General features: G+C 62.6%; 21 protein-coding genes. 10 read left to right on the top strand and 11 right to left on the bottom strand.

Translation table 11 applies throughout. From position 1 onward, the window contains the following. Window positions 1–62: 62 nt before the first annotated feature. From trpB to BFN10_RS18680, 3 genes are all read left to right on the top strand, one after another. Window positions 63–1,289, top strand: coding sequence for a tryptophan synthase subunit beta (gene trpB, locus BFN10_RS18690; protein ID WP_071490916.1), 1,227 nt, complete (start codon window positions 63–65; stop codon window positions 1,287–1,289). Further along, a complete protein-coding gene (trpA, locus tag BFN10_RS18685; protein ID WP_071490915.1) occupies window positions 1,289–2,098 on the top strand; it encodes a tryptophan synthase subunit alpha in 810 nt (269 codons plus the stop codon). The genes trpB and trpA overlap by 1 nt, the downstream gene beginning before the upstream one ends. Window positions 2,099–2,234: 136 nt before the next feature. After that, entirely contained in the window at window positions 2,235–2,675 is a 441-nt protein-coding gene (locus BFN10_RS18680) for an anti-virulence regulator CigR family protein (RefSeq protein WP_071490914.1), read from the top strand. 40 nt (window positions 2,676–2,715) lie between these two features. On the opposite strand, the gene BFN10_RS18675 is transcribed toward BFN10_RS18680, so the two are convergent. The 6 genes from BFN10_RS18675 to BFN10_RS18650 form a co-directional block, all read right to left on the bottom strand. Then, entirely contained in the window at window positions 2,716–4,026 is a 1,311-nt protein-coding gene (locus BFN10_RS18675; RefSeq protein WP_071490913.1) for an MFS transporter, read from the bottom strand. A 67-nt stretch (window positions 4,027–4,093) separates the two neighbouring features. Continuing rightward, window positions 4,094–5,242: a galactonate dehydratase gene (dgoD, locus tag BFN10_RS18670; protein WP_003170741.1), complete on the bottom strand. Its 1,149-nt coding sequence runs from the start codon at window positions 5,240–5,242 to the stop codon at window positions 4,094–4,096. A 48-nt stretch (window positions 5,243–5,290) separates the two neighbouring features. Then, window positions 5,291–5,911, bottom strand: a complete 621-nt coding sequence (locus BFN10_RS18665) for a 2-dehydro-3-deoxy-6-phosphogalactonate aldolase (RefSeq protein WP_071490912.1) — start codon at window positions 5,909–5,911, stop codon at window positions 5,291–5,293. A 1-nt stretch (window position 5,912) separates the two neighbouring features. Continuing rightward, window positions 5,913–6,872: a 2-dehydro-3-deoxygalactonokinase gene (locus BFN10_RS18660; RefSeq protein WP_071490911.1), complete on the bottom strand. Its 960-nt coding sequence runs from the start codon at window positions 6,870–6,872 to the stop codon at window positions 5,913–5,915. Between the two features lie 96 nt (window positions 6,873–6,968). Continuing rightward, window positions 6,969–7,298, bottom strand: coding sequence for a DOPA 4,5-dioxygenase family protein (locus BFN10_RS18655; protein WP_058424390.1), 330 nt, complete (start codon window positions 7,296–7,298; stop codon window positions 6,969–6,971). 31 nt (window positions 7,299–7,329) lie between these two features. Beyond that, window positions 7,330–8,280 (bottom strand): choline sulfate utilization transcriptional regulator, encoded by a 951-nt coding sequence (locus BFN10_RS18650; protein WP_071490910.1) that lies wholly within the window; start codon window positions 8,278–8,280, stop codon window positions 7,330–7,332. 103 nt (window positions 8,281–8,383) lie between these two features. Here BFN10_RS18650 and betC point away from each other — a divergent pair, with 103 nt between their 5' ends. The 3 genes from betC (at window position 8,384) to BFN10_RS18635 (ending at window position 12,558) form a co-directional block, all read left to right on the top strand. Next, window positions 8,384–9,898: a choline-sulfatase gene (gene betC, locus BFN10_RS18645; protein WP_071490909.1), complete on the top strand. Its 1,515-nt coding sequence runs from the start codon at window positions 8,384–8,386 to the stop codon at window positions 9,896–9,898. Window positions 9,899–9,914: 16 nt separating this feature from the next. Beyond that, the gene (choX, locus tag BFN10_RS18640; protein ID WP_071490908.1) at window positions 9,915–10,829 is read left to right on the top strand and encodes a choline ABC transporter substrate-binding protein; all 915 of its coding nucleotides are present in this window, start codon (window positions 9,915–9,917) and stop codon (window positions 10,827–10,829) included. A 160-nt stretch (window positions 10,830–10,989) separates the two neighbouring features. Beyond that, the gene (locus tag BFN10_RS18635) at window positions 10,990–12,558 is read left to right on the top strand and encodes a SulP family inorganic anion transporter (RefSeq protein WP_071490975.1); all 1,569 of its coding nucleotides are present in this window, start codon (window positions 10,990–10,992) and stop codon (window positions 12,556–12,558) included. Window positions 12,559–12,672: 114 nt separating this feature from the next. Here BFN10_RS18635 and aroE read toward each other — a convergent pair whose 3' ends face one another. Then, the gene (gene aroE / locus BFN10_RS18630; protein ID WP_071490907.1) at window positions 12,673–13,491 is read right to left on the bottom strand and encodes a shikimate dehydrogenase; all 819 of its coding nucleotides are present in this window, start codon (window positions 13,489–13,491) and stop codon (window positions 12,673–12,675) included. After that, a complete protein-coding gene (gene hemF / locus BFN10_RS18625) occupies window positions 13,491–14,423 on the bottom strand; it encodes an oxygen-dependent coproporphyrinogen oxidase (RefSeq protein WP_071490906.1) in 933 nt (310 codons plus the stop codon). The genes aroE and hemF overlap by 1 nt, the downstream gene beginning before the upstream one ends. Before the next feature lie 160 nt (window positions 14,424–14,583). On the opposite strand from hemF, the gene BFN10_RS18620 reads away from it, so the two are divergent. Continuing rightward, window positions 14,584–15,561, top strand: a complete 978-nt coding sequence (locus BFN10_RS18620) for a quinone oxidoreductase family protein (RefSeq protein ID WP_071490905.1) — start codon at window positions 14,584–14,586, stop codon at window positions 15,559–15,561. Between the two features lie 131 nt (window positions 15,562–15,692). Here BFN10_RS18620 and tsaC read toward each other — a convergent pair whose 3' ends face one another. From tsaC to BFN10_RS18605, 3 genes are all read right to left on the bottom strand, one after another. Continuing rightward, entirely contained in the window at window positions 15,693–16,250 is a 558-nt protein-coding gene (gene tsaC, locus BFN10_RS18615) for an L-threonylcarbamoyladenylate synthase type 1 TsaC (RefSeq protein ID WP_071490904.1), read from the bottom strand. A gap of 54 nt (window positions 16,251–16,304) precedes the next feature. After that, on the bottom strand, window positions 16,305–17,399 hold the full coding sequence (gene dprA / locus BFN10_RS18610) for a DNA-processing protein DprA (RefSeq protein WP_071490903.1): 1,095 nt from the start codon (window positions 17,397–17,399) through the stop codon (window positions 16,305–16,307). Between the two features lie 63 nt (window positions 17,400–17,462). After that, entirely contained in the window at window positions 17,463–18,239 is a 777-nt protein-coding gene (locus BFN10_RS18605) for a peptidoglycan-binding protein (protein ID WP_071490902.1), read from the bottom strand. A gap of 135 nt (window positions 18,240–18,374) precedes the next feature. On the opposite strand from BFN10_RS18605, the gene def reads away from it, so the two are divergent. From def to rsmB, 3 genes are all read left to right on the top strand, one after another. Continuing rightward, window positions 18,375–18,881, top strand: coding sequence for a peptide deformylase (gene def / locus BFN10_RS18600; protein WP_029290229.1), 507 nt, complete (start codon window positions 18,375–18,377; stop codon window positions 18,879–18,881). A 69-nt stretch (window positions 18,882–18,950) separates the two neighbouring features. Beyond that, the gene (fmt, locus tag BFN10_RS18595) at window positions 18,951–19,901 is read left to right on the top strand and encodes a methionyl-tRNA formyltransferase (RefSeq protein ID WP_071490901.1); all 951 of its coding nucleotides are present in this window, start codon (window positions 18,951–18,953) and stop codon (window positions 19,899–19,901) included. After that, the gene (rsmB, locus tag BFN10_RS18590; RefSeq protein ID WP_071490900.1) at window positions 19,898–21,208 is read left to right on the top strand and encodes a 16S rRNA (cytosine(967)-C(5))-methyltransferase RsmB; all 1,311 of its coding nucleotides are present in this window, start codon (window positions 19,898–19,900) and stop codon (window positions 21,206–21,208) included. The genes fmt and rsmB overlap by 4 nt, the downstream gene beginning before the upstream one ends. Window positions 21,209–21,219 lie beyond the last annotated feature (11 nt).

Here is a 21,219-nt window from a genome sequence, read left to right as displayed (position 1 = left end):
AGGACGTCAGGGGTAGAGTGGCCCTCATTGCTTCCTACACCCATTCTCTCCTGGAGCGTCCCATGACTCAGTCCCAGACCGATCTACGCAACGGCCCAGACGTCAACGGCCTGTTCGGCGCGTTCGGCGGCCGTTACGTCGCTGAAACCCTGATGCCGTTGATCCTCGACCTGGCCCGCGAATACGAAGCGGCCAAGATCGATCCGGCGTTCAACGAGGAATTGGCCTACTTCCAACGTGACTACGTCGGTCGTCCAAGCCCGTTGTATTTTGCCGAGCGCCTGACCGAGTTCTGCGGCGGCGCCAAGATCTACCTCAAGCGCGAAGAGCTGAACCACACCGGCGCACACAAAATCAACAACTGCATCGGCCAGATCCTGCTGGCGCGGCGCATGGGCAAGAAACGCATCATCGCCGAGACCGGCGCCGGCATGCACGGCGTGGCGACTGCCACCGTGGCTGCGCGCTTTGGCCTGCAATGCGTGATCTACATGGGCACCACTGATATCGAGCGCCAACAGGCCAACGTGTTCCGCATGAAGCTGCTGGGCGCCGAAGTGATCCCGGTGGTCGCCGGCACCGGCACCCTCAAGGACGCGATGAACGAAGCCCTGCGTGACTGGGTAACCAACGTCGACAGCACCTTCTACCTGATCGGCACCGTGGCCGGCCCGCACCCGTACCCGGCCATGGTGCGCGACTTCCAGGCCGTGATCGGCAAGGAAACCCGCGACCAACTGCAAGCCCAGGAAGGCCGCCTGCCGGACAGCCTGGTGGCGTGCATCGGCGGGGGGTCCAACGCCATGGGTCTGTTCCACCCGTTCCTGGATGACACGAGCGTGGAGATCATCGGCGTTGAAGCCGCCGGCCACGGCATCGAAACCGGCAAGCACGCCGCCAGCCTCAACGGTGGCGTACCTGGCGTACTGCACGGCAACCGTACTTTCCTGCTGCAGGACGACGATGGCCAGATCATCGACGCCCACTCCATCTCTGCCGGCCTGGATTACCCCGGCATCGGCCCGGAACACGCCTGGTTGCATGACATCGGCCGCGTCCAGTACACCTCGGTGACCGATGACGAAGCCCTCGATGCCTTCCACAAATGCTGCCGCCTGGAAGGGATCATTCCGGCCCTGGAAAGCGCCCACGCCCTGGCCGAAGTGTTCAAGCGCGCCCCGACCCTGCCGAAGGATCACCTGATGGTGATCAACCTGTCGGGTCGTGGCGATAAAGATATGCAAACCGTCATGCACCATATGGAACAGTCGCAGCAGGAGAAACACTGATGAGCCGCCTGCACACCCGCTTCGCCCAGCTGAAAGAACAGAACCGTGCCGCCCTGGTAACCTTCGTCACCGCTGGCGACCCTGGCTATGACACCTCCCTGGCGATCCTCAAAGGCCTTCCGGCCGCCGGTGCCGATGTGATCGAGCTGGGCATGCCCTTCACCGATCCGATGGCGGACGGCCCGGCCATTCAGCTGGCCAACATCCGTGCGTTGAATGCCAGACAGAACCTGGTGAAAACCCTGCAGATGGTCAGCGAGTTCCGCCAGGACAACAACGACACGCCGCTGGTGTTGATGGGCTACTTCAACCCGATCCACAAATACGGCGTGCCGAAGTTCATCGCCGACGCCAAGGAAGCCGGGGTCGACGGCCTGATCGTGGTCGACATGCCGCCCGAGCATAACGGCGAGCTGTGCGACCCGGCCCAGGCCGCAGGCATCGACTTTATCCGCCTGACCACACCGACCACCGACGACGTACGCCTGCCTACCGTGCTCAACGGCAGCTCCGGCTTCGTGTATTACGTTTCGGTCGCCGGCGTGACCGGTGCCGGTGCGGCGACCCTGGAACACGTCGAAGAAGCCGTGACCCGTCTGCGCCGCCACACCGACCTGCCGATCAGCATCGGCTTTGGTATCCGCACACCGGAACAAGCGGCGGCCATCGCCCGCCTGGCCGACGGTGTGGTGGTGGGTTCGGCGCTGATCGATCACATCGCCAATGCCAAGAACGACCAGCAAGCCATCGACGGCGTGTTGAGCCTGTGTGCGGCGCTGTCGGAAGGCGTGCGTAACGCCCGTAAGTAAGGCCCCCGTAAGCGGTAGGTAAAGTTCCTGATACAGAGGAATCAACCTGCTCGGGCACGGCCTAAACAGCAAGACCAAGGGATTTCGAACCTCGTTCGAGGTCCCTTTTTTGTTTGTGTGCCCTGAGGAAGACCCGATGAAAATGCCCAGATCCGTGATCGCAAGCCTAGGCGTGCTGGTGCTTGGCGCCAGCGCGCTGGTGCAAGCCGCGCCTTATGACCAAGGCGGCCCCGACCATGGCGGCCCGCAAGGCCAGCACGAACAACATGGCGACGACCATCGCGGCCCGCAGGACAACCGCCGCGGCGGCCCGCCCCAGGACTTCGGCCCGGTACGCCAGATCATCCATGACAACCACGGCCAGTTCGCCCGAGGCGCACCGCCACCCCCCAACGTGCGCCTGGTACGTGGCCAGCCGTTGCCCCGTGGTTACTACGGCGAACGCCTCGACAACCGTGCCCTGGCGCGCCTGCCGGTGTACCCGGGTTATGAGTGGCGCCGTTCGGGGCCGGATGTGGTGTTGATTGCGGTGGGCACGGGCATCGTCTACGAGATCCTCGACGGCGTGCTCAACTAGGCCCCAACGATAATATTGTGGCGAGCGCTTTCACCGCAGGCTATTCATTCAGCTGGATGCGCTCGACTTTACCCACCAGCAACACGTAGGAAAGCGCCCCGAGCAGGGCAAGCACCGCGATGTAGGTAATCGCCGGCGCAAACGAATCACCGCTGGCCAAAAAGCCGATCACAATCGGTGTGGCAATCGCCGACAGGTTGCCGATGAAGTTGAACACCCCACCGGTCAGCCCCAACAGGCGCGCCGGTGCCAGGGTCGACACCAGCGACCAGGTAATCGACGCCAGGCCATTGCCAAAGAACGCCACCGCCAGGAACGCAATCACCCAGGCCGTCGAGTCCACATAGTTGGCGCCGATGATCGCCGTGGAAATCAGCAGCCCGCCAATGATCGGCAACTTGCGCGCAACCCCCACCGACGCGCCGCGACGAATAAGCCAGTCGGAAAAGATCCCGGAACACAGCACGCCGACAAACGCCGCCAGGAACGGCAACGATGCCAGCAGGCCGGACTTGATGAAGTCCATCCCGCGATATTTCACCAGGTAGGTGGGGAACCACGTCAGGAAAAACCACAGCGTGGAATTCAGGCAGAACTGCCCCAGGTAGATGCCCCAGAGTTTGCGCTTGCTCAGCACGATCCCCAGGTCGACCCAACTGAACGGGGCCTTGGCGGTTTTTTCCTGCATGTCCACCAGGCCGCCGCCTTCGCGGATCAGCTCGATTTCAGCGGCGTTGGCGCCTTTGAAATCCTTCGGCTCGCGATACACCGCGTACCAGATGATCCCCCACAGGATGCCAACGCCACCGGTGACGACAAACACCATGTGCCAGCCGAAGGCGTGTTGCAGCCAGGCCAGTACCGGCGTGAGGAATGCCAGCCCGACAAACTGCCCGGAGGTGTAGAAGCCAATCGCCGTGGCGCGTTCGCGCTCGGGAAACCAGGTGGTGACCACGCGGCTGTTGATCGGATACGCCGGGGCTTCCAGGGCACCCACCGCCATGCGCAGCACGAACAACGCGATAAAGCTGGCAGCGAAGCCGAGCATCACGGTGGCGATGGACCACAAGATCAGCGCGGCGGTATAGAGAATGCGCGGCGGCACGCGGTCCACCAGCCAGCCGCCAGGGATCTGCATGGCTGCGTAGGTCCAGCCGAACGCGGAGAAAATCAGCCCGACCTGAACCGGGTCGATGCCCAGTTCGCTGGTCAGCGCCGGGGCGGCAATCGACAGGTTGCTGCGGTCGAGGTAATTGATCACCACGGTGATGAACAGCAGCACCATGATGAAAAAACGCTTTTTGGTAGGCGTGACTAAAGACGCCTGCCCGGTGAAGGATTCAGGGTGCATGGGGGTTGCCTCTTCTTATGTTTATTGAGGGCTTGCAGGAGCCGGCATCCCGGCTCCTACAGGGTGCTTACCACTCGGCGAAGCTGCCGTCGGCATGCCGCCAGATCGGGTTGCGCCAGCGGTGGCCGATGGCCGCGCGCTCGATCACGTATTCCTCATTGATCTCGATGCCCAGCCCCGGCCCGTTGGGGATCTTCACGAAGCCCTGGTCATAGTCGAACACACCGGGGTCGCGCACATAGTCGAGCAGGTCGTTGCTCTCGTTGTAGTGAATGCCCAGGCTTTGCTCCTGGATAAACGCGTTGTAGCAGACCGCATCCAGTTGCAAACACGCCGCCAGGGCAATCGGCCCCAGCGGGCAGTGCAGTGCCAGGGCCACGTCATAGGCCTCGGCCATGTTGGCGATCTTGCGGGTTTCGGTGATGCCACCCGCGTGGGAAGCATCGGGCTGGATGATGTCGACATAGCCTTCGCTGAGCACACGCTTGAAGTCCCAGCGCGAGAACAGGCGCTCGCCCAGGGCAATCGGGGTGCTGGTCAGCGGCGCAAGCTCCTTGAGCGCTTCGTAGTTTTCGCTGAGCACCGGCTCTTCGATAAACATCAGCTTGTACGGATCCAGCTCCTTCATCAGCACCTTGGCCATGGGCTTGTGCACACGGCCATGGAAGTCGACGCCGATGCCGACGTTGGGGCCGACCGCATCACGCACAGCGGCGACGTTTGCCAGGGCCAGGTCGACCTTTTCGAAGCTGTCGACGAATTGCAGTTCTTCGGTGCCATTCATCTTCACCGCGGTGAAGCCTCGAGCCACCGCCTCTTTGGCAGCGCGTGCGGTGTCGGCTGGGCGGTCACCACCGATCCACGAGTACACGCGGATCTTGTCGCGCACCTGGCCGCCGAGCAAGTCGCTGACGGACACGCCGAGGGCCTTGCCCTTGATGTCCCACAGCGCCTGGTCGATACCGGCGAGGGCGCTCATGTGCACCGCGCCGCCGCGATAGAAGCCGCCGCGATAGAGCACGGTCCAGATGTCTTCGATGTTGCGCGGGTCTTTGCCGATCAGGTAGTCGGACAGTTCTTCGACCGCTGCCGCCACGGTATGGGCGCGGCCTTCGACCACGGGCTCACCCCAGCCGGTCACGCCCTGGTCGGTCTCGACCTTGAGGAAGCACCAGCGCGGCGGGACGATAAAGGTCGTCAGTTTGGTGATTTTCATCTCTTGTCTCTCTTATTAGATGCAGCGCCAGGGGCGCGGAACTTGATGTCAGCTCAGGACTTTCCAGGCGGCGACATAAGCCTGGGCACGGCTCGCTACCTGATCCACTGTCATACCCGGTTTGAACAACCCGGAACCCAGCCCGAACCCTTTGGCGCCGGCATCGACAAACACCTGCATGTTGTCCGGGGTAATGCCGCCGACCGGCAGCAGCAAGGTGCCTGCCGGCAGTACCGCCAGCCACGCCTTGATCACCGCCGGGCCCATCTGCTCGGCGGGGAACAGCTTCAGCACGTCAGCACCTTCGGCCAGGGCGGCGAAAGCTTCGGTCGGTGTCGCCACACCTGGCGACAGGAACAGGCCTGCGGCTTTCGCCGCTCGCAGCACCTTGGCATCGCTGTGGGGCATCACGATCACCTGACCACCGGCCGCCTTCACCTGCTCGACCTGCTCAGGCAGCAACACCGTGCCGGCGCCGATCAGGCAATCGGCGGGCAGGCTGCCGCGCAGGGTGCGGATGCTGGTGTAAGGATCGGGCGAATTCAGCGGGACTTCGATCACACGAAACCCGGCCTCGTACAACACCTGGCCGACGGCCTGGGCTTCGTCCGGGCGGATGCCGCGCAGAATCGCGATCAAACCGTTTTGTGCGAGTGCGTGCTTGAGCATGTCAGGCCTCCAGTACAGGTTGAGTGAGCCCGGATGCCACCGCCAATTGCCACAGCCCGCGCTCGGTGGCTTCCTGCGCCAGGCTGACGTGGGCGAAGCCGCAGAGGGCGAGGGCGCGTTGATAGCGGGCGCAGAGGGGCGCGGCGCCGACCAGGATGATCGGCTTGTGCCGGGCACTGCCGGGCAGGCCGGCGAGTTCATGGCCGATGAGCAAGCCGGAGAGGTAATCGGGCTGCTGCTCGGCAGTGAGTTCGGCGGTGAGGCCCAGGGTGCGCGCACTGAAAAGCGTCGACAGCACGCCGCGCTCGCCGTCTTTGGACAGCGCCACCTGCACGCCGCGGTCAAAGGCGTCAGCCTGGAATTGTGCGGATTGTTGTTGGGTACGCCCGAGGATGCTGTGCTTGCTCAACACCGCAAACAGCTCGCCGGTCATGAAGGTGTCGAAGTGAGTGATGCAGCCATCGACCACCTCGACCCACTTGGAATGGCTGCCGGGCAGGCCGATCAACCCATCGGTGCCCAGCCCTTGAAGCACGCCCAGCACTTGGGTTTCTTCGCCGCGCATCACGTTGGGCAAGCCGATCTGCTCGATCACGCCCGGCACGATATGCACATCCACGCCACGCAGGCTGCGCACCTTATGCAGCGCCTGGCCAAGGCTGGCGACATCGACAGGGGTGTTGCGATAAGCCGCTTCGCTCCAGCCCTGGGCACTGCCGACCATGCCGCAGGCAATCACTGGCAAACCGGGCTCGGCGTCGAGCCAGTCACCACACGCCGCATCGAACGCCAACTCGAAGCCATCGCTGCAACGCACGCCAGCAATGTCCCGGGGTTCATTGGGCAAATGCATGATGCCCCACGCCAGCGAGCGCTGTTCCAGCACTGCGCCGGCGGGGCCGAGTTTATAAGCACGAAGGGAACTGGTACCCCAATCGAGCGCGATCAATTGCGCCTGCATCGCTTCACCTGCGTTCTGAGCGGATGCAGCGAATATAAACCTACGGCGGATGAAGTCTCAATATATAAATATCAATCCCATATTTAGGGATTTAATTTAAGAAAAAGCTGACAAGTTCAGCTCCCGCATCGCCCCCATCCAGACGGCATAGTCCGTGTGGTCCTTCAGATCATCGCCGGTATCGGGGTGCAGGAACACCACCAGGCCATTGCGATGGATCACCAGCCACGGCAGCACCACACCGATGTATTCCGGGTCGAACGCCAACTGGCAGCTCCAGTCCGGGTGCGGCCCTACAGGCCGCTCGTGCACACGGCCCATGCGCAGCGGGAACAGTTTGGCAGCGTCTTCGCACAAGGTGCGTGCCTGTTCGATAGTGTTCGCGTCGAAGTAGATATGGGCGTGATAGCCCTTGATACGTTGCATGACGGACTCCGGATCCAATATGCGCCAGATGCTAGACCGCAATCGATGGCAGGGCCAGTCCGGTCAGCGACTGCGCGCTGCTGGCTTGCTCGGCCACCAGCCAGTCGACAAACCGCTCCACCAACTGCCCTCGGCGTTTGCGCTGGGGTTGCACCACGTAATAGCCGAAACGCGAGATCACCGTGTCGTGGATCGGTCGGCACAGCCAGTTCTGCTCCAGCAGGTTATCCACCAGATGGCGCCAGCCGATGGCCACGCCCTGGCCGGCAATCGCAGCCTGGATCAACAGGGTGTAGTTATCGAAGCGCAGCTGGCCGGGAGTAGGCGCAGTGGTGATGCCCAGTTCGCGAAACACGCCACTCCAGTCGAACCACTGGCTGTTGTTTTCCTGGCGCAGGTGCAACAACGGAAAATCGTGCAAATTTTGCTTAGTCAGTGGCGTGGCCTGTTCTTTGAGCCACTGCGGGCTGCACACCGGGAACACTTCCTCGTTGAACAGCCACAGGCTATCGCCCTGCTTGAAACGGCCGTCGCCAAACAGCACCGCCACATCAATATCGCTGCGCAAGGTCGCGTGGTTGCGTTCGCTGGTCACCAGGCTGACGTCCACCTGAGGGTTGGCCTGGTGGAAGCGGTGCAAACGCGGCATCAACCAATAAGCGGCGAAGGCGAAGTCGGTCGCCACTTGCAGCACTTCATGCTGATCCTGCTGGGTGATCAGGCTCAGTCCCTGGTTGATGCCCTGCAAACCGCCCTGCACATGCTCGAACAACAGGGCGCCGGCATCGGTCAACTCAATGCCACGGTAGATGCGATCAAACAGGCGGATCGCCAGTTGTTCTTCCAGGCGCTTGATCTGCTGGCTGATCGCAGGCTGGGTGGTGCCCAGTTCCATGGCAGCGGCGGTAAAACTGCGGTGGCGCGCTGCGGCTTCGAACGCGCGCAGCAGATCGAGGGACAGGTCGCCAAGGGCTTCATACATAAGCGGTGCTTATCCTAGACATTGCTTTTCATGGGCTTTACCCCATTTTCCATGGGCTGCATGCTCATTCGCATAAACACCGCCTATGGAATGCCGATAGATCATGAAGCGCAAGAACATTCTTTTCATCATGGCCGATCAAATGGCCGCGCCGATGTTGCCGTTCTACGGACCTTCCCCCATCAAATTGCCCAACCTGAGCCGCCTCGCCGCACAGGGCGTGGTGTTCGATGCCGCGTACTGCAACAGCCCGCTGTGCGCACCGTCGCGCTTTACCTTGGTCAGCGGCCAGTTGCCGAGCAAGATCGGCGCCTACGACAACGCCGCCGATTTCCCCGCCGACGTGCCGACCTACGCTCACTACCTGCGCCGCCTCGGCTACCGCACCGCGCTGTCGGGCAAGATGCACTTCTGCGGCCCCGACCAACTGCACGGTTACGAAGAACGCCTGACCAGCGACATCTACCCCGCCGACTATGGCTGGGCGGTGAACTGGGACGAGCCGCACGTGCGCCCCACCTGGTACCACAACATGTCGTCGGTGCTGCAAGCCGGCCCGTGCGTGCGCACCAACCAGCTGGATTTCGACGAAGAGGTGGTGTTCAAGGCCCGGCAATACCTGTTCGACCATATCCGCGAAGACGGCGAACGACCGTTCTGCCTCACGGTATCGATGACCCACCCGCACGACCCGTACACCATTCCCAAGCCGTTCTGGGACCTGTACGACGACGCCGACATCCCCCTGCCTGCAACGCCTGCCCAGGCTGATCTCGACCCCCACTCCCAGCGCCTGCTCAAGGTCTACGACCTGTGGGACAAACCGCTGCCCGTGGATAAGATCCGCGATGCGCGCCGCGCCTACTTCGGCGCGTGCAGCTACATCGACAGCAATGTCGGCAAGCTGCTGCAGACCCTGGAAGACACCGGCCTGGCCGATGACACCATCATCATCTTCTCCGGCGACCACGGTGACATGCTCGGCGAGCGCGGGCTCTGGTACAAAATGCACTGGTTCGAAATGGCCGCGCGCGTACCGCTGCTGGTCAGTGCGCCGGGGCAATTCGCGGCGGGTCGAGTGACGCAAGCCGTGTCCACCGCCGACCTGCTGCCGACCCTGGTGGAACTGGCCGGCGGCGAACTGGACCCGCGCCTGCCGCTGGACGGCCGCTCGCTGGTCCCGCACTTGCAAGGGCAGGGCGGGCACGACGAAGTGTTCGGCGAATACATGGCCGAAGGCACCATCAGCCCGCTGATGATGATTCGCCGAGGCGCCTACAAATTCATCTACAGCGAAGACGACCCTTGTCTACTGTTCGATGTGCACAACGACCCGCACGAGCGGGAGAACCTCAGCCAGTCACCGGAACACCGGCCACTGTTCGAGGCGTTTTTGAGTGAGGCGCGGGCCAAATGGGACATCCCGGCGATCCACCAGCAGGTACTCGCCAGCCAACGCCGTCGTCGCCTGGTATTCGAGGCACTCACCCAGGGCAAGCTGAAGAGCTGGGATCACCAGCCACTGGTGGACGCCAGTCAGCAATACATGCGCAACCATATCGACCTCGACGACCTGGAGCGCAAGGCACGTTATCCACAACCCTGCCAAAACCAATAAATACAGAGGGAAGGCCATGCAAAAGTTGACTGTGATGTTGAGCCTGTTGGTACTGACCAGCGCCAACGTGTACGCGGACGCCAGTTGTGAAACGGTAAAAATGGCCGATCCGGGCTGGAGCGATATCGCAGCCACCAACGCCATCGCCGGTTTCCTGCTGACCGGCATGGGCTACAAACCGAAGGTGGACACCCTGGCGGTGCCGATCACCTTCGGCGGGCTCAAGGACGGCCAGGTGGACGTGTTCCTCGGCAACTGGATGCCGGCGCAGCAGGGCTTCTACGACAAGTTCGTGGCCAATGGCGATGTGGTGCAACTGGCGAAAAACCTCGACGGCACCGAGTTCACTCTCGCTGTGCCCGACTATGTGTGGGACGCCGGGGTGCATGATTTTGCCGACCTGAACAAGTTTGCCGACAAGTTCGACAAGAAGATCTACGGCATCGGCTCCGGCGCGCCGGCAAATATCTCGTTGCAGGAAATCATCAAGAAGAACGACTTCGACCTGGGCCAGTGGAAGCTGGTCGAGTCCAGCGAACAGGCGATGCTGGCCGAAGTGTCGCGAGCGGTGAAGAAACAGAAATTCGTCACCTTCCTCGGCTGGACCCCGCATCCGATGAACGTGCAGTTGAAAATGCGCTACCTCAAGGGTGGCGAGAAATACTTTGGTGACACTGGCAGCGTGTATACCTTGACCCGCAAGGGTTACGCACAGGCCTGCCCGAACGTAGGAAAACTGCTGACCAACCTGAGTTTTACCCAGGAGATGGAGAACGGCATCATGGCCGAGGTCGCCAACAACAAGGTCAGCAACGCCGATGCGGCGAAGGCGTGGATCAAGGCCAATCCGGCGGTATTGGATAAGTGGCTTGAGGGTGTAAAAACACTGGACGGCCAAGACGCACTCCCTGCAGTTAAAGCCAGACTCTGAGGCCTGATGCAATTCAAATGTGGGAGGGGGCTTGCCCCCGATAGCGGTGTCTCAGCCATGGATGTATCAACTGACACACCCTCATCGGGGGCAAGCCCCCTCCCACATAGGCCCTGTGTGTACTGATACTCTGATGCAAACCTTCCGATCCGAGTCCGCGATGCCCCGGCCCAACCGCCACACACTTTTTCCCTTCCTCAGCTGGCTCCCGCGCCAAACCCGTGCCAGCGTCGGCCGGGATGCAATCGTCGGCCTCAGTGGCGCAGTCCTCGCCCTGCCACAGTCGATTGCCTACGCGCTGATTGCCGGTCTCCCACCCGAGTACGGCCTGTACGCCGCGATCATCCCGGTACTGATCGCTTGCCTCTGGGGTTCGTCCTGGCACTTGATCTGCGGGCCCACGGCGGCGATTTCCATTGTGCTGTACGCCAGCGTCAGTCCATTGGCCGTGCCGGGGTCACAGGACTACATCACCCTGATCCTGCTACTGACCTTCCTCGCCGGCGTTTTCCAGTGGCTGTTGGGCATGCTGCGCTTCGGCGCGTTGGTAAATTTTGTATCGCACTCGGTGGTGCTCGGGTTCACCTTGGGTGCCGCCGTGGTGATCGCCCTCGGCCAGTTGCCCAACCTGATGGGGCTGGATCTGCCAAGCCAGGCCACCGCCATCAATAGCTTGTTGGCACTGATCCATCACAGCGGCGAATGGGACCACGCGTCCCTCTTACTGGGGTTTGGCACGTTGCTGGTCGGCGCGCTGCTCAAGTACCTGGTGCCTCGCTGGCCAACGCTGTTGATTGCGCTGGCACTGGGCAGCCTGGTGGCGTGGCTGTGGCCAGCGATGTTCGGGCACGTAGCGCTGGTCAGTTCGTTTGTGGGCAAACTGCCGCCGTTCAGCCCGTTGCCGATGGACCTGGACATGCTCCTGCGCCTGCTGCCGAGCGCCGTGGCGGTGGGCATGCTCGGGTTGGTGACCAGCCTGTCGATTGCCCGCTCGTTGTCGGCGCGCTCACAGCAATTGCTCGACGCTAACCAGGAAGTCCGTGCACAGGGTCTATCCAATATCGTGGGCGGATTTTTCTCCGGCTACCTGTCAGCCGGCTCGTTCACACGTTCCGGCCTCAGCTACGAGGCGGGCGCCTGCTCGCCGTTGGCCGGGGTGTTTTCCGCGTTATGGGTGGCGTTGTTCGCGTTATTTGGCGCGGCCCTGATCGCCCATATTCCGATCCCGAGCATGGCCGCGAGCATCTTGCTGATCAGTTGGGGGCTGGTGGACCGTCGCGGCATTCGTGCGCTGTTCCGCGTCAGTCGCGCCGAGTTTGTGGTGATGAGCTTGACGTGTGTGGCCACCTTGTTGCTGGAGCTGCAAACCGCCATTTATGCAGGCGTGCTGGCGTCGCTGTTTTTCTACCTCAAGCGCACCTCCCAGCCACGGGTACAACAGTGGCGAGATGGCGATGAGGATGTGCTGCGGGTGGGCGGCTCGATCTTTTTCGGCGCCAGCCATTACCTGCAAGCGCGTCTGCAAAGCCTGCAGGGCGAGCGGGTGGTGATCGAGGCGCAGCAGATCAACTTTATCGACTATTCCGGGGTGGAGATGCTGCACCAGGAAGCGCGGCGACTACGTGGATTGGGACGTAGTTTGACCTTGCGCCGGGCTCGGCCGCAGGTGATGGAAGAGTTGAGGAAACTGGAAGGGGCCGACAACTGCCCCATCCAGTTCCAAGACTGAAAACGATCAACAATGTGGGAGGGGGCTTGCCCCCGATAGCGGTGTGTCAGCCATGGATGTATCAACTGACACTCCCTCATCGGGGGCAAGCCCCCTCCCACATTCGGATCAGTGTCAGATCAACTGGCGGCGAAGTTCAGCCAATACAGGCGCCGAATCCGGGCGCACGCCGCGCCACAGGTAGAAGGCTTCCGCCGCCTGTTCCACCAGCATGCCCAGGCCATCCATCGCCACCGCTGCACCGTGCTCCGTCGCCCAACGGCAGAACGCGGTCGGTTCCTTGGCGTACATCATGTCGTAGCAAAAGGTCTTGCCCGGCTCGATCAGGCTACCCGCAATCGGCGGTACATCGCCTGACAGGCTGGCGGACGTGGCGTTGATGATCACGTCCACCGGCTCACGCAGCCAGTCGAAACCGCTGGCAGATACCGGGCCCAGGTCGTCGAACAGCTCGGCGAGCAATTCGGCCTTTTCCACGGTGCGGTTGGCGATGATCAGCGAGCCCGGCTGCTCGGCCAGCAACGGTTCCAGCGCGCCACGCACCGCACCACCCGCGCCCAGCAGCAGGATGCGTTTGCCTTGCAGGCTCAGCCCGGCGTTGATGGTGAGATCGCGCACCAGGCCGGCGCCATCGGTGTTGTCGCCCAACAGGCTGCCGTCTGCCAGCTTGCTCAAGGTGTTCACCGCGCCGGCACGTTGGGCGCGCTCGGTCAGGGTGTCGGCCAGTCGGTAGGCGTCTTCCTTGAACGGCACGGTGACGTTGGCGCCACGGCCCTGCTGAAAGAACTCACGGGCACAGCCGATGAAATCCTCCAACGGCGCCAGCAGGGTGCTGTAGTCCAGTTGCTCGCCGGTCTGCTCGGCGAACATGCGGTGGATCAGCGGCGACTTGCTGTGGCCGATGGGGTTGCCGAACACCACATAACGGTCCATCAGACAGCTGCCTTGGGCGCGTCAAGGCCCAGCCAGTCACGGTCTTGCAGGAAGTAGTCGGTGAGGCGTGCTTCTTCACTGCCGGCCTCGGCCTTCCAGTCGTAGCTCCAGCGCACTTGCGGCGGCAGCGACATCAGGATCGACTCGGTACGCCCGCCCGACTGCAACCCGAACAAGGTGCCACGGTCGTAGACCAGGTTGAATTCAACGTAGCGGCCCCGGCGAAATTCCTGGAATTCGCGCTGTTGCTCGGTGTAGGCAATGGCCTTGCGGCGCTGCACGATCGGCAGGTAGGCGTCAATGTAGGCATCACCGATGGCACGGATGAAGGCGAAGCAGGTGTCGAAGTCCCACTCGTTCAGGTCATCGAAAAACAGGCCGCCGATACCACGCGGTTCGTTGCGATGCTTGATGTGGAAGTAGGTGTCGCACCACGCTTTGTAGCGCGAATACACCTCAGGACCGAACGGCGCACAGGCCTGCTCGGCCACACGGTGCCAGTGGATGCAGTCTTCTTCGTTGCCGTAGTAAGGCGTGAGGTCGAAGCCACCGCCGAACCACCACACCGGTTCTTCGCCTTCTTTTTCAGCGATGAAAAAGCGCACGTTGGCGTGGGACGTCGGCACATGAGGGTTGTGCGGGTGGATCACCAGCGACACGCCCAGGGCCTCGAAACCACGCCCGGCCAGCTCGGGCCGATGCGCACTGGCAGACGGTGGCAGGCCGCTGCCAAACACATGGGAAAAGTTAACGCCGCCTTTTTCGATCACCGTACCGTTCTCGATCACACGGGTGCGACCGCCGCCGCCGGCAGGCCGGGTCCAGGCGTCTTCGATAAAGCGAGTGTCCGTCTCGAAGGTTTCCAGGGCGCTGCAAATGCGGTCTTGCAGGTCAAGCAGGTAGGCCTTTACAGCCTCGGTGCGGGTAGTCATGGCATCACCTTGAATCGGGCAAAGCTACGCGAAGCCATTGGGCGTCGGCGGCAAATGGGCGCACAGGATAACACCGCACCCACGTACGTCGCAGTTGACGAAGATCAAGCTTAGGAGTCCGATAGGGGGCTACGCGATTCGACCTTAAGGAGAAGTGCAGATGGCCAAACGTATCCAGTTCAGCGCCCATGGCGGTCCCGAAGTGCTTGAGTATGTGGACTACACGCCGGCCGAGCCTGGCCCACAGCAGGTTCGCGTGCGTAACGAGGCGATCGGCCTGAACTTCATCGACACCTATTTCCGCAGCGGCCTGTACGCGCCGCCGGCCTTGCCATCGGGGCTGGGCGCAGAAGGCGCCGGCGTGGTCGATGCCGTCGGCAGTGAAGTCACCCAATTCAAAGTCGGCGATCGCGTGGCCTACGGCAGTGGCCCGTTGGGCGCCTACAGCCAATTGCATGTGTTGCCCGCCGCCAACCTGGTGCACTTGCCGGACGATATCAGCTTCGAACAGGCCGCCGGCGCCATGCTCAAGGGCCTGACCGTGCAGTATCTGCTGCGACAGACCTATGAACTCAAAGGCGGTGAAACCATCTTGTTCCACGCGGCTGCCGGCGGCGTAGGCTCCCTGGCGTGCCAGTGGGCGAAGGCCCTGGGCGTCAAGCTGATCGGAACGGTGAGCTCGCCGGAAAAAGCTGCCCTGGCCAAATCCCTCGGCGCCTGGGAAACCATCGACTACAGCAAGGAAAACGTCGCCCAGCGCGTGCTGGAATTGACCGACGGCAAAAAGGTGCCGGTGGTGTATGACGGTGTTGGCAAGGACACCTGGCTGACCTCGCTGGACAGCGTGGCGCCCCGTGGGCTGGTGGTGAGCTTCGGCAATGCGTCAGGCGCGGTGGATGGGGTGAACCTGGGGATCCTGTCGGCCAAGGGCTCGCTGTACGTCACCCGGCCGACCTTGGCGACCTATGCCAACAACCCGCAGAACCTGCAGGCGATGGCCGATGACCTGTTCTCGATGATCAAGAGCGGCAAGGTGCGCATTGATATCAACCAGCGGTACTCGCTGGCAGAGGCAGCCAAGGCGCAGACTGAGTTGTCGGCACGGCGCACGACGGGGTCGACCATTCTGCTGCCGTAAGCCAATCGATATCTGGAGTCTATAAGGGCCTCATCGCGGGCAAGCCCGGCTCCCACATTTGACCGCGTTGTCATGAAAGACGCGGATCAGGGGTGGGAGCCGGGCTTGCCCGCGATGGCCGCACCTCGGTCTCAGGAAGGCCGCACAACCTCGCCGGTCACCAGGTCGCGAATCAGGCTGGGGTTCTTGCGCCCCCCCAGGGCGCCGCCCAACACCAGGTCCACCTGGCCACGGAAGTACTGCTCCACGCGAATCCGCGTACGCGCAGCCGGGCGACCCTGAGGGTTGGCCGAGGTGGAAATCAACGGCCCCACCAGCGAGCACAAGTCCCGCACCAGCGGATGGTCCGTCACCCGCAGCGCCACCGTGTCATGCACACCTGTCACCCATTCCGGCAGCAAGTCCTGATGGGGCACCAGCCAGGTATTCGGCCCGGGCCAGGTGGCGGCCATGCGGTCGATCCACTCTTGCGGGAAGTCTTCGAAGAGAAAGTCGAACTGGCGGATGCTGTCCGCCACCAGGATCAGGCCCTTGTCCACCGAGCGATTCTTGATGGCGAGCAAACGGTCCACTGCTTCTTCGTTCCACGGGTCGCAGCCCAGGCCCCAAACCGCTTCGGTTGGGTAGGCAATCACCGCGCCTGCGCGAATTTCTCGTGCGGTTTCCAGCACACGCCACCGGTTGACCATTGTTCACTCTCCAGACTAAAGCTCTGCGCAGTTTACCGATCTTCGTTACAAAACCTAGCAGCGCGCAAGCCAGCGCCCGCTTTCGCAGATGACCTGGCCTTCAAGCTCCAGCTCCGTAAGCGTCGCCAACACCTGGGACAACGGCCGCCCGCTGGCAATCGCCAGCGCTTCACTGCTGTGCGGCGCCGCGTGCAGCAGCGCTACCAGCGGATGGGTCACCGGCATCGGCGCCGGACGGGACAGCGCCTGCCAGCCGCGCAAGCCTTCAAGAATGTGCTCGATGGTTTCCACCAATACCGCACCGTCGCGAATCAACTGATGGCAACCCTTGGCGCCGGGATGATGGATGGAGCCCGGAATCGCGTACACCTCGCGTCCCTGCTCGGCCGCCAGCTTGGCCGTAATCAGCGAACCACTGGCCATGCTCGCTTCCACCACCAATACGCCAAGGGACAGGCCACTGATGATGCGGTTACGCCTGGGGAAATTGGCCGCCTGAGGCGGAGCGTCCAGCGGAAACTCGGAAACCACGGCGCTGCCCTGGTCAATCATCGCCGCCGCCAGCCGTCGGTGGCGCTGTGGATAAAAATTTTCGAGCCCGGTGCCGAGGACGCCGATTGTCTGGCCGCCCACGTCCAATGCGGCTTGATGGGCGGCGCCGTCAATACCCAAGGCCAGGCCGCTGGTGATGACAAAACCCGCGCTCGCCAGGCTGCGGGAAAACGCAGCGGCGGTGTCCATGCCAGGACGGGATGCGCGGCGGCTTCCCACCATCGCCAGTTGCGGTTTTTCCAGGATCAGAGGGTCACCCGCGACGAACAACAGCGGCGGCGCGTCGTCAATCTGGGCGAGCAGTGCGGGGTACTCCGGTTGGTCCCACATCAGCAAATGCTGGGTAGGGCACCCCAGCCAGGCCAATGCCGCGCTGGCGCCCTCGCGGATTTCATGGCTGCGCCGGGCATCGGCGCTGATGGCTGGCAACCCGAGCGAACGCCAGGCACTGGCGGGGGCACTGATGGCCTTTGACGCAGAGCCGAACGCTTCGATCAATAAGCGAAAACGCTTGGGGCCCAGTTCCGGCAGCCTGTGCAAGCGTAGTCGGGCTTCCAGTTCTGACGGGGATATTTCATGACTGTTTATCGGATTCATTTGATCATCCTTGACCGGAACAAGCTGTGGATAACTCTGTTGGTAACTTATTTAGCAACCTATTCATTGTGTTTGATGGGCAGTCTCGAAACGGTCCATCACCGCCAGCGGTCGCGAGGCATTGAGGATCAGGCCGTAACTGAGCTTTTCGTAGGTGCGAAATACCAGCAGGGTGCCGGCACGTTCATCGGGGAGTCGGGTCGGCGTGCCGGTGAGGCTGTCGCGCACGGTTGCGCCAGCCTTGATCACGCTGAGCAGTTGGCCTTCGACCAGGCCGTCACGGCGGCCTTTGTTCAGGGTGACAGCATCGAGCACGCCGATCTGGGCGACACCCTTGGGGATATCAATGATGTGCCCTTCGATGAAGGGCGCCGTTGAAATGACCTCCAGGGAGGCCGGATCGACAGGAGATTGCGCGCGTAGCAGGCGGTCACCCGGGCGCACCTCCTGGGTCACTCGCTGCACGGCCAGGGTGGTGAGGTCGCCAGCCGTGACGAAACGGGCAGTGCCGATATCGTCGGCGTTGATGCCCAGTAGTTCTTGGGTCTGCGGGTCGGTGTAGACCTTGCCGCGTCGGAATATGCCGTAATGGGGTTGGGAAGGGTCCAGGTTGCCCCTGGCATGCACCCGCTCACCGTTGCCCCCCAGCACTCGACCCGCATCAGCGGCAACAATGTACGGCGCGCTGTCCAGGTCCTGTGGCGAATCAAGAATGCGGTTGTGCAGTAAAAAGCGCTGGATGGCCTGTTGTGTCGATTGATCCAGGCGCTGGACGGGCTGGGGCAGCAGGGCCATGGCAAACGGGGCCCACAGCAGCAAGACGAGTAGCGATTTCCTCATGGGGTGAATCTCCTTTATTATGTGCGTTCGCGTGAAATGCCAGGGCCTTCGCGGCTTCGGGGCGTTTCACACCGGCTGTCTGGGTCCATCCCAACGCCGATTTGCCTTTACCTCACATGTGCAGCAATTACGCTTATGGCTATTTTGAACATCCTCGAATTTCCCGACTCGCGTTTGCGCACGATCGCCAAGCCGGTGGCCGTAGTGGACGACAAGGTTCGTCAGTTGGTCGATGACATGTTTGAAACAATGTATGAAGCCCCAGGCATCGGCCTCGCCGCGACCCAGGTCAACGTACACCTGCGTGTCGTGGTCATGGACCTGTCGGAAGATCGCAGCGAACCGATGGTGTACATCAACCCCGAGTTCGAACCGCTGACCGACGAGATGGGCGAGTACCAGGAAGGCTGCCTGTCGGTGCCCGAGTTCTACGAGAACGTCGAGCGCCCGCTGCGCGTGAAGATCAAGGCCCTGGACCGCGACGGCAAGCCGTTCGAGCTGATTGCCGAAGGCCTGCTGGCGGTGTGCATCCAGCACGAATGCGACCACCTCAACGGCAAGCTGTTTGTCGATTACCTGTCCACGCTCAAGCGCGACCGGATCAAGAAGAAGCTGGAAAAAAAGCATCGCCAGCAAGCTTGATGCCCTTCTTCCAAAGGCTTGCTGCGGCAAGCCTTTTTCTTTTGTGACTGCTTTTAACCGAGACCTCCCATGACCGAGCCACTGCGCATTGTTTTTGCCGGCACTCCAGAATTCGCCGCCGAACACCTCAAGGCCCTGCTTGCCAGCCCTTATGACATCGTCGCGGTGTACACCCAGCCGGATCGCCCGGCCGGTCGCGGGCAAAAACTGATGCCAAGCCCGGTCAAGCAGCTGGCGCTGGAGCACAATGTTCCCGTGCTGCAGCCGCCGACCCTGCGTAATACCGAAGCCCAAGCCGAGCTGGCAGCACTGAAGCCTGACCTGTTGGTGGTCGTAGCCTACGGCTTGATCCTGCCGCAAGTGGTGCTGGATATCCCGCGCCTGGGCTGCATCAACAGCCATGCCTCGCTGCTGCCACGCTGGCGCGGTGCGGCGCCGATCCAACGTGCCGTGGAAGCCGGCGACAGCGAAAGCGGCGTGACCGTGATGCGCATGGAGGCGGGCTTGGACACCGGCCCGATGCTGCTCAAGGTCACCACCCCGATCACCGGCGAAGACACCGGCGGCAGCCTGCACGACCGCCTCGCCGAACTGGGCCCGCCCGCCGTGATCCAGGCCATCGCCGGCCTGGCCGCCGGCACCCTGGAGGGCGAAGTCCAGGACGACAGCCTGGCCACCTACGCCCACAAACTGAACAAAGACGAAGCGCGTATCGACTGGAGCCGCCCGGCCGTGGAGCTGGAACGCCTGGTACGTGCCTTCAACCCCTGGCCGGTCTGCCACAGCACCCTCAATGGCGAAGCCGTAAAAGTGTTGGCCGCCAAACTCGCCGAGGGCAAAGGCGTTCCGGGTGAAATCATCGGCGCCAGCAAGGACGGCCTGCTGGTCGCATGCGGCGAGCAGGCGCTGTGCCTGACCCGTCTGCAATTGCCCGGTGGCAAGGCGCTTAATTTCAGTGATTTGTTCAACAGCCGTCGTGAAAAATTTGCCCTGGGCACCATCCTCGGGACAGCCCAATGAACCCACGTCTGGCTGCCGCCAAGGCTCTCGCCGCCGTCCTCAACGGCAAGGCGTCGCTGAACAGTTCATTGCCGACCCAGTTGGACAAGGTCGAAGACCGCGATCGCGGTTTCACCCAGGACCTGGCCTTCGGCACCGCGCGCTGGCAGCCACGCCTGTCGGCACTGGCGGCCAAGTTGCTGCAGAAGCCGTTCAAGGCCGCCGATGCCGACGTGGAAGCGCTGCTGCTGGTGGGCCTCTATCAGTTGCTCTACACCCGTGTGCCGGCCCACGCAGCCATCGGCGAGACGGTCGGTTGCGCCGACAAACTGAAAAAGCCCTGGGCCAAGGCCCTGCTCAACGCCGTGCTGCGCCGCGCCCAGCGCGAAAGCGAAGCGCTGCTGGCCGAGCTGGAACATGACCCGGTGGTGCGTACCGCTCACCCGCGCTGGCTGCAAAAATCCCTGAAGGCGTTCTGGCCCGAACAGTGGGAAGCCATCTGCGCGGCTAACAATGCGCATCCGCCGATGATCCTGCGGGTCAACCGCCGTCACCACAGCCGTGACGCCTACCTGCAATTGCTCACGACCGCCGGCATCAATGCCACGCCCTGCGTGTACAGCGTCGACGGCATCGTGCTCGAAGCGGCCACCGATGTGCGCAACCTGCCGGGCTTTGCCGAAGGCTGGATCAGCGTGCAGGACGAGGCCGCACAACTGGCTGCCGACCTGCTCGACCTGGCACCGGGCCAACGCGTCCTCGACGCCTGCTGCGCGCCAGGCGGTAAGACGTGTCACATTCTGGAGGTCGAAAAGGACTTGGCCGGTGTCGTCGCCGTCGACCTGGAAGCCAAGCGCCTGGTGCGCGTGCGTGAAAACCTGACGCGCCTGGGCCTCAGCGCCGAGCTGATTGCCGCCGACGGCCGTGACACCGCGACGTGGTGGGACGGCAAACCCTTCCAGCGCATCCTGCTCGATGCACCCTGTTCCGCCACCGGCGTAATCCGTCGCCACCCGGACATCAAGCTCACCCGCCAACCCGATGACATCGCCGCCCTGGCCGTGCTGCAGGGCGAGTTGCTCGACGCGATGTGGTCGACCCTGGAAGTCGGCGGCATCCTGCTCTACGCCACCTGCTCCACCTTGCCGACGGAAAACACCGAGGTGATCGAAGCCTTCCTCGCCCGCACCAGCGGCGCACGGGAGCTGGACCTCGCCACCGCTGCTGGCATCAAGCAGCCCCACGGTCGCCAGTTGCTCGCGCAAGAAGGCGGACACGATGGCTTCTACTACGCCAAACTGATCAAGATCGCCGCCGCGCGCGGCTGAACGGGTTAAAG

Source organism: Pseudomonas extremorientalis (assembly GCF_001870465.1).
Lineage (GTDB): Bacteria > Pseudomonadota > Gammaproteobacteria > Pseudomonadales > Pseudomonadaceae > Aquipseudomonas > Aquipseudomonas extremorientalis.
The sequence above is the reverse complement of the archived record's forward strand: the minus strand, read 5'-3'. Positions and strand labels throughout refer to the sequence as shown.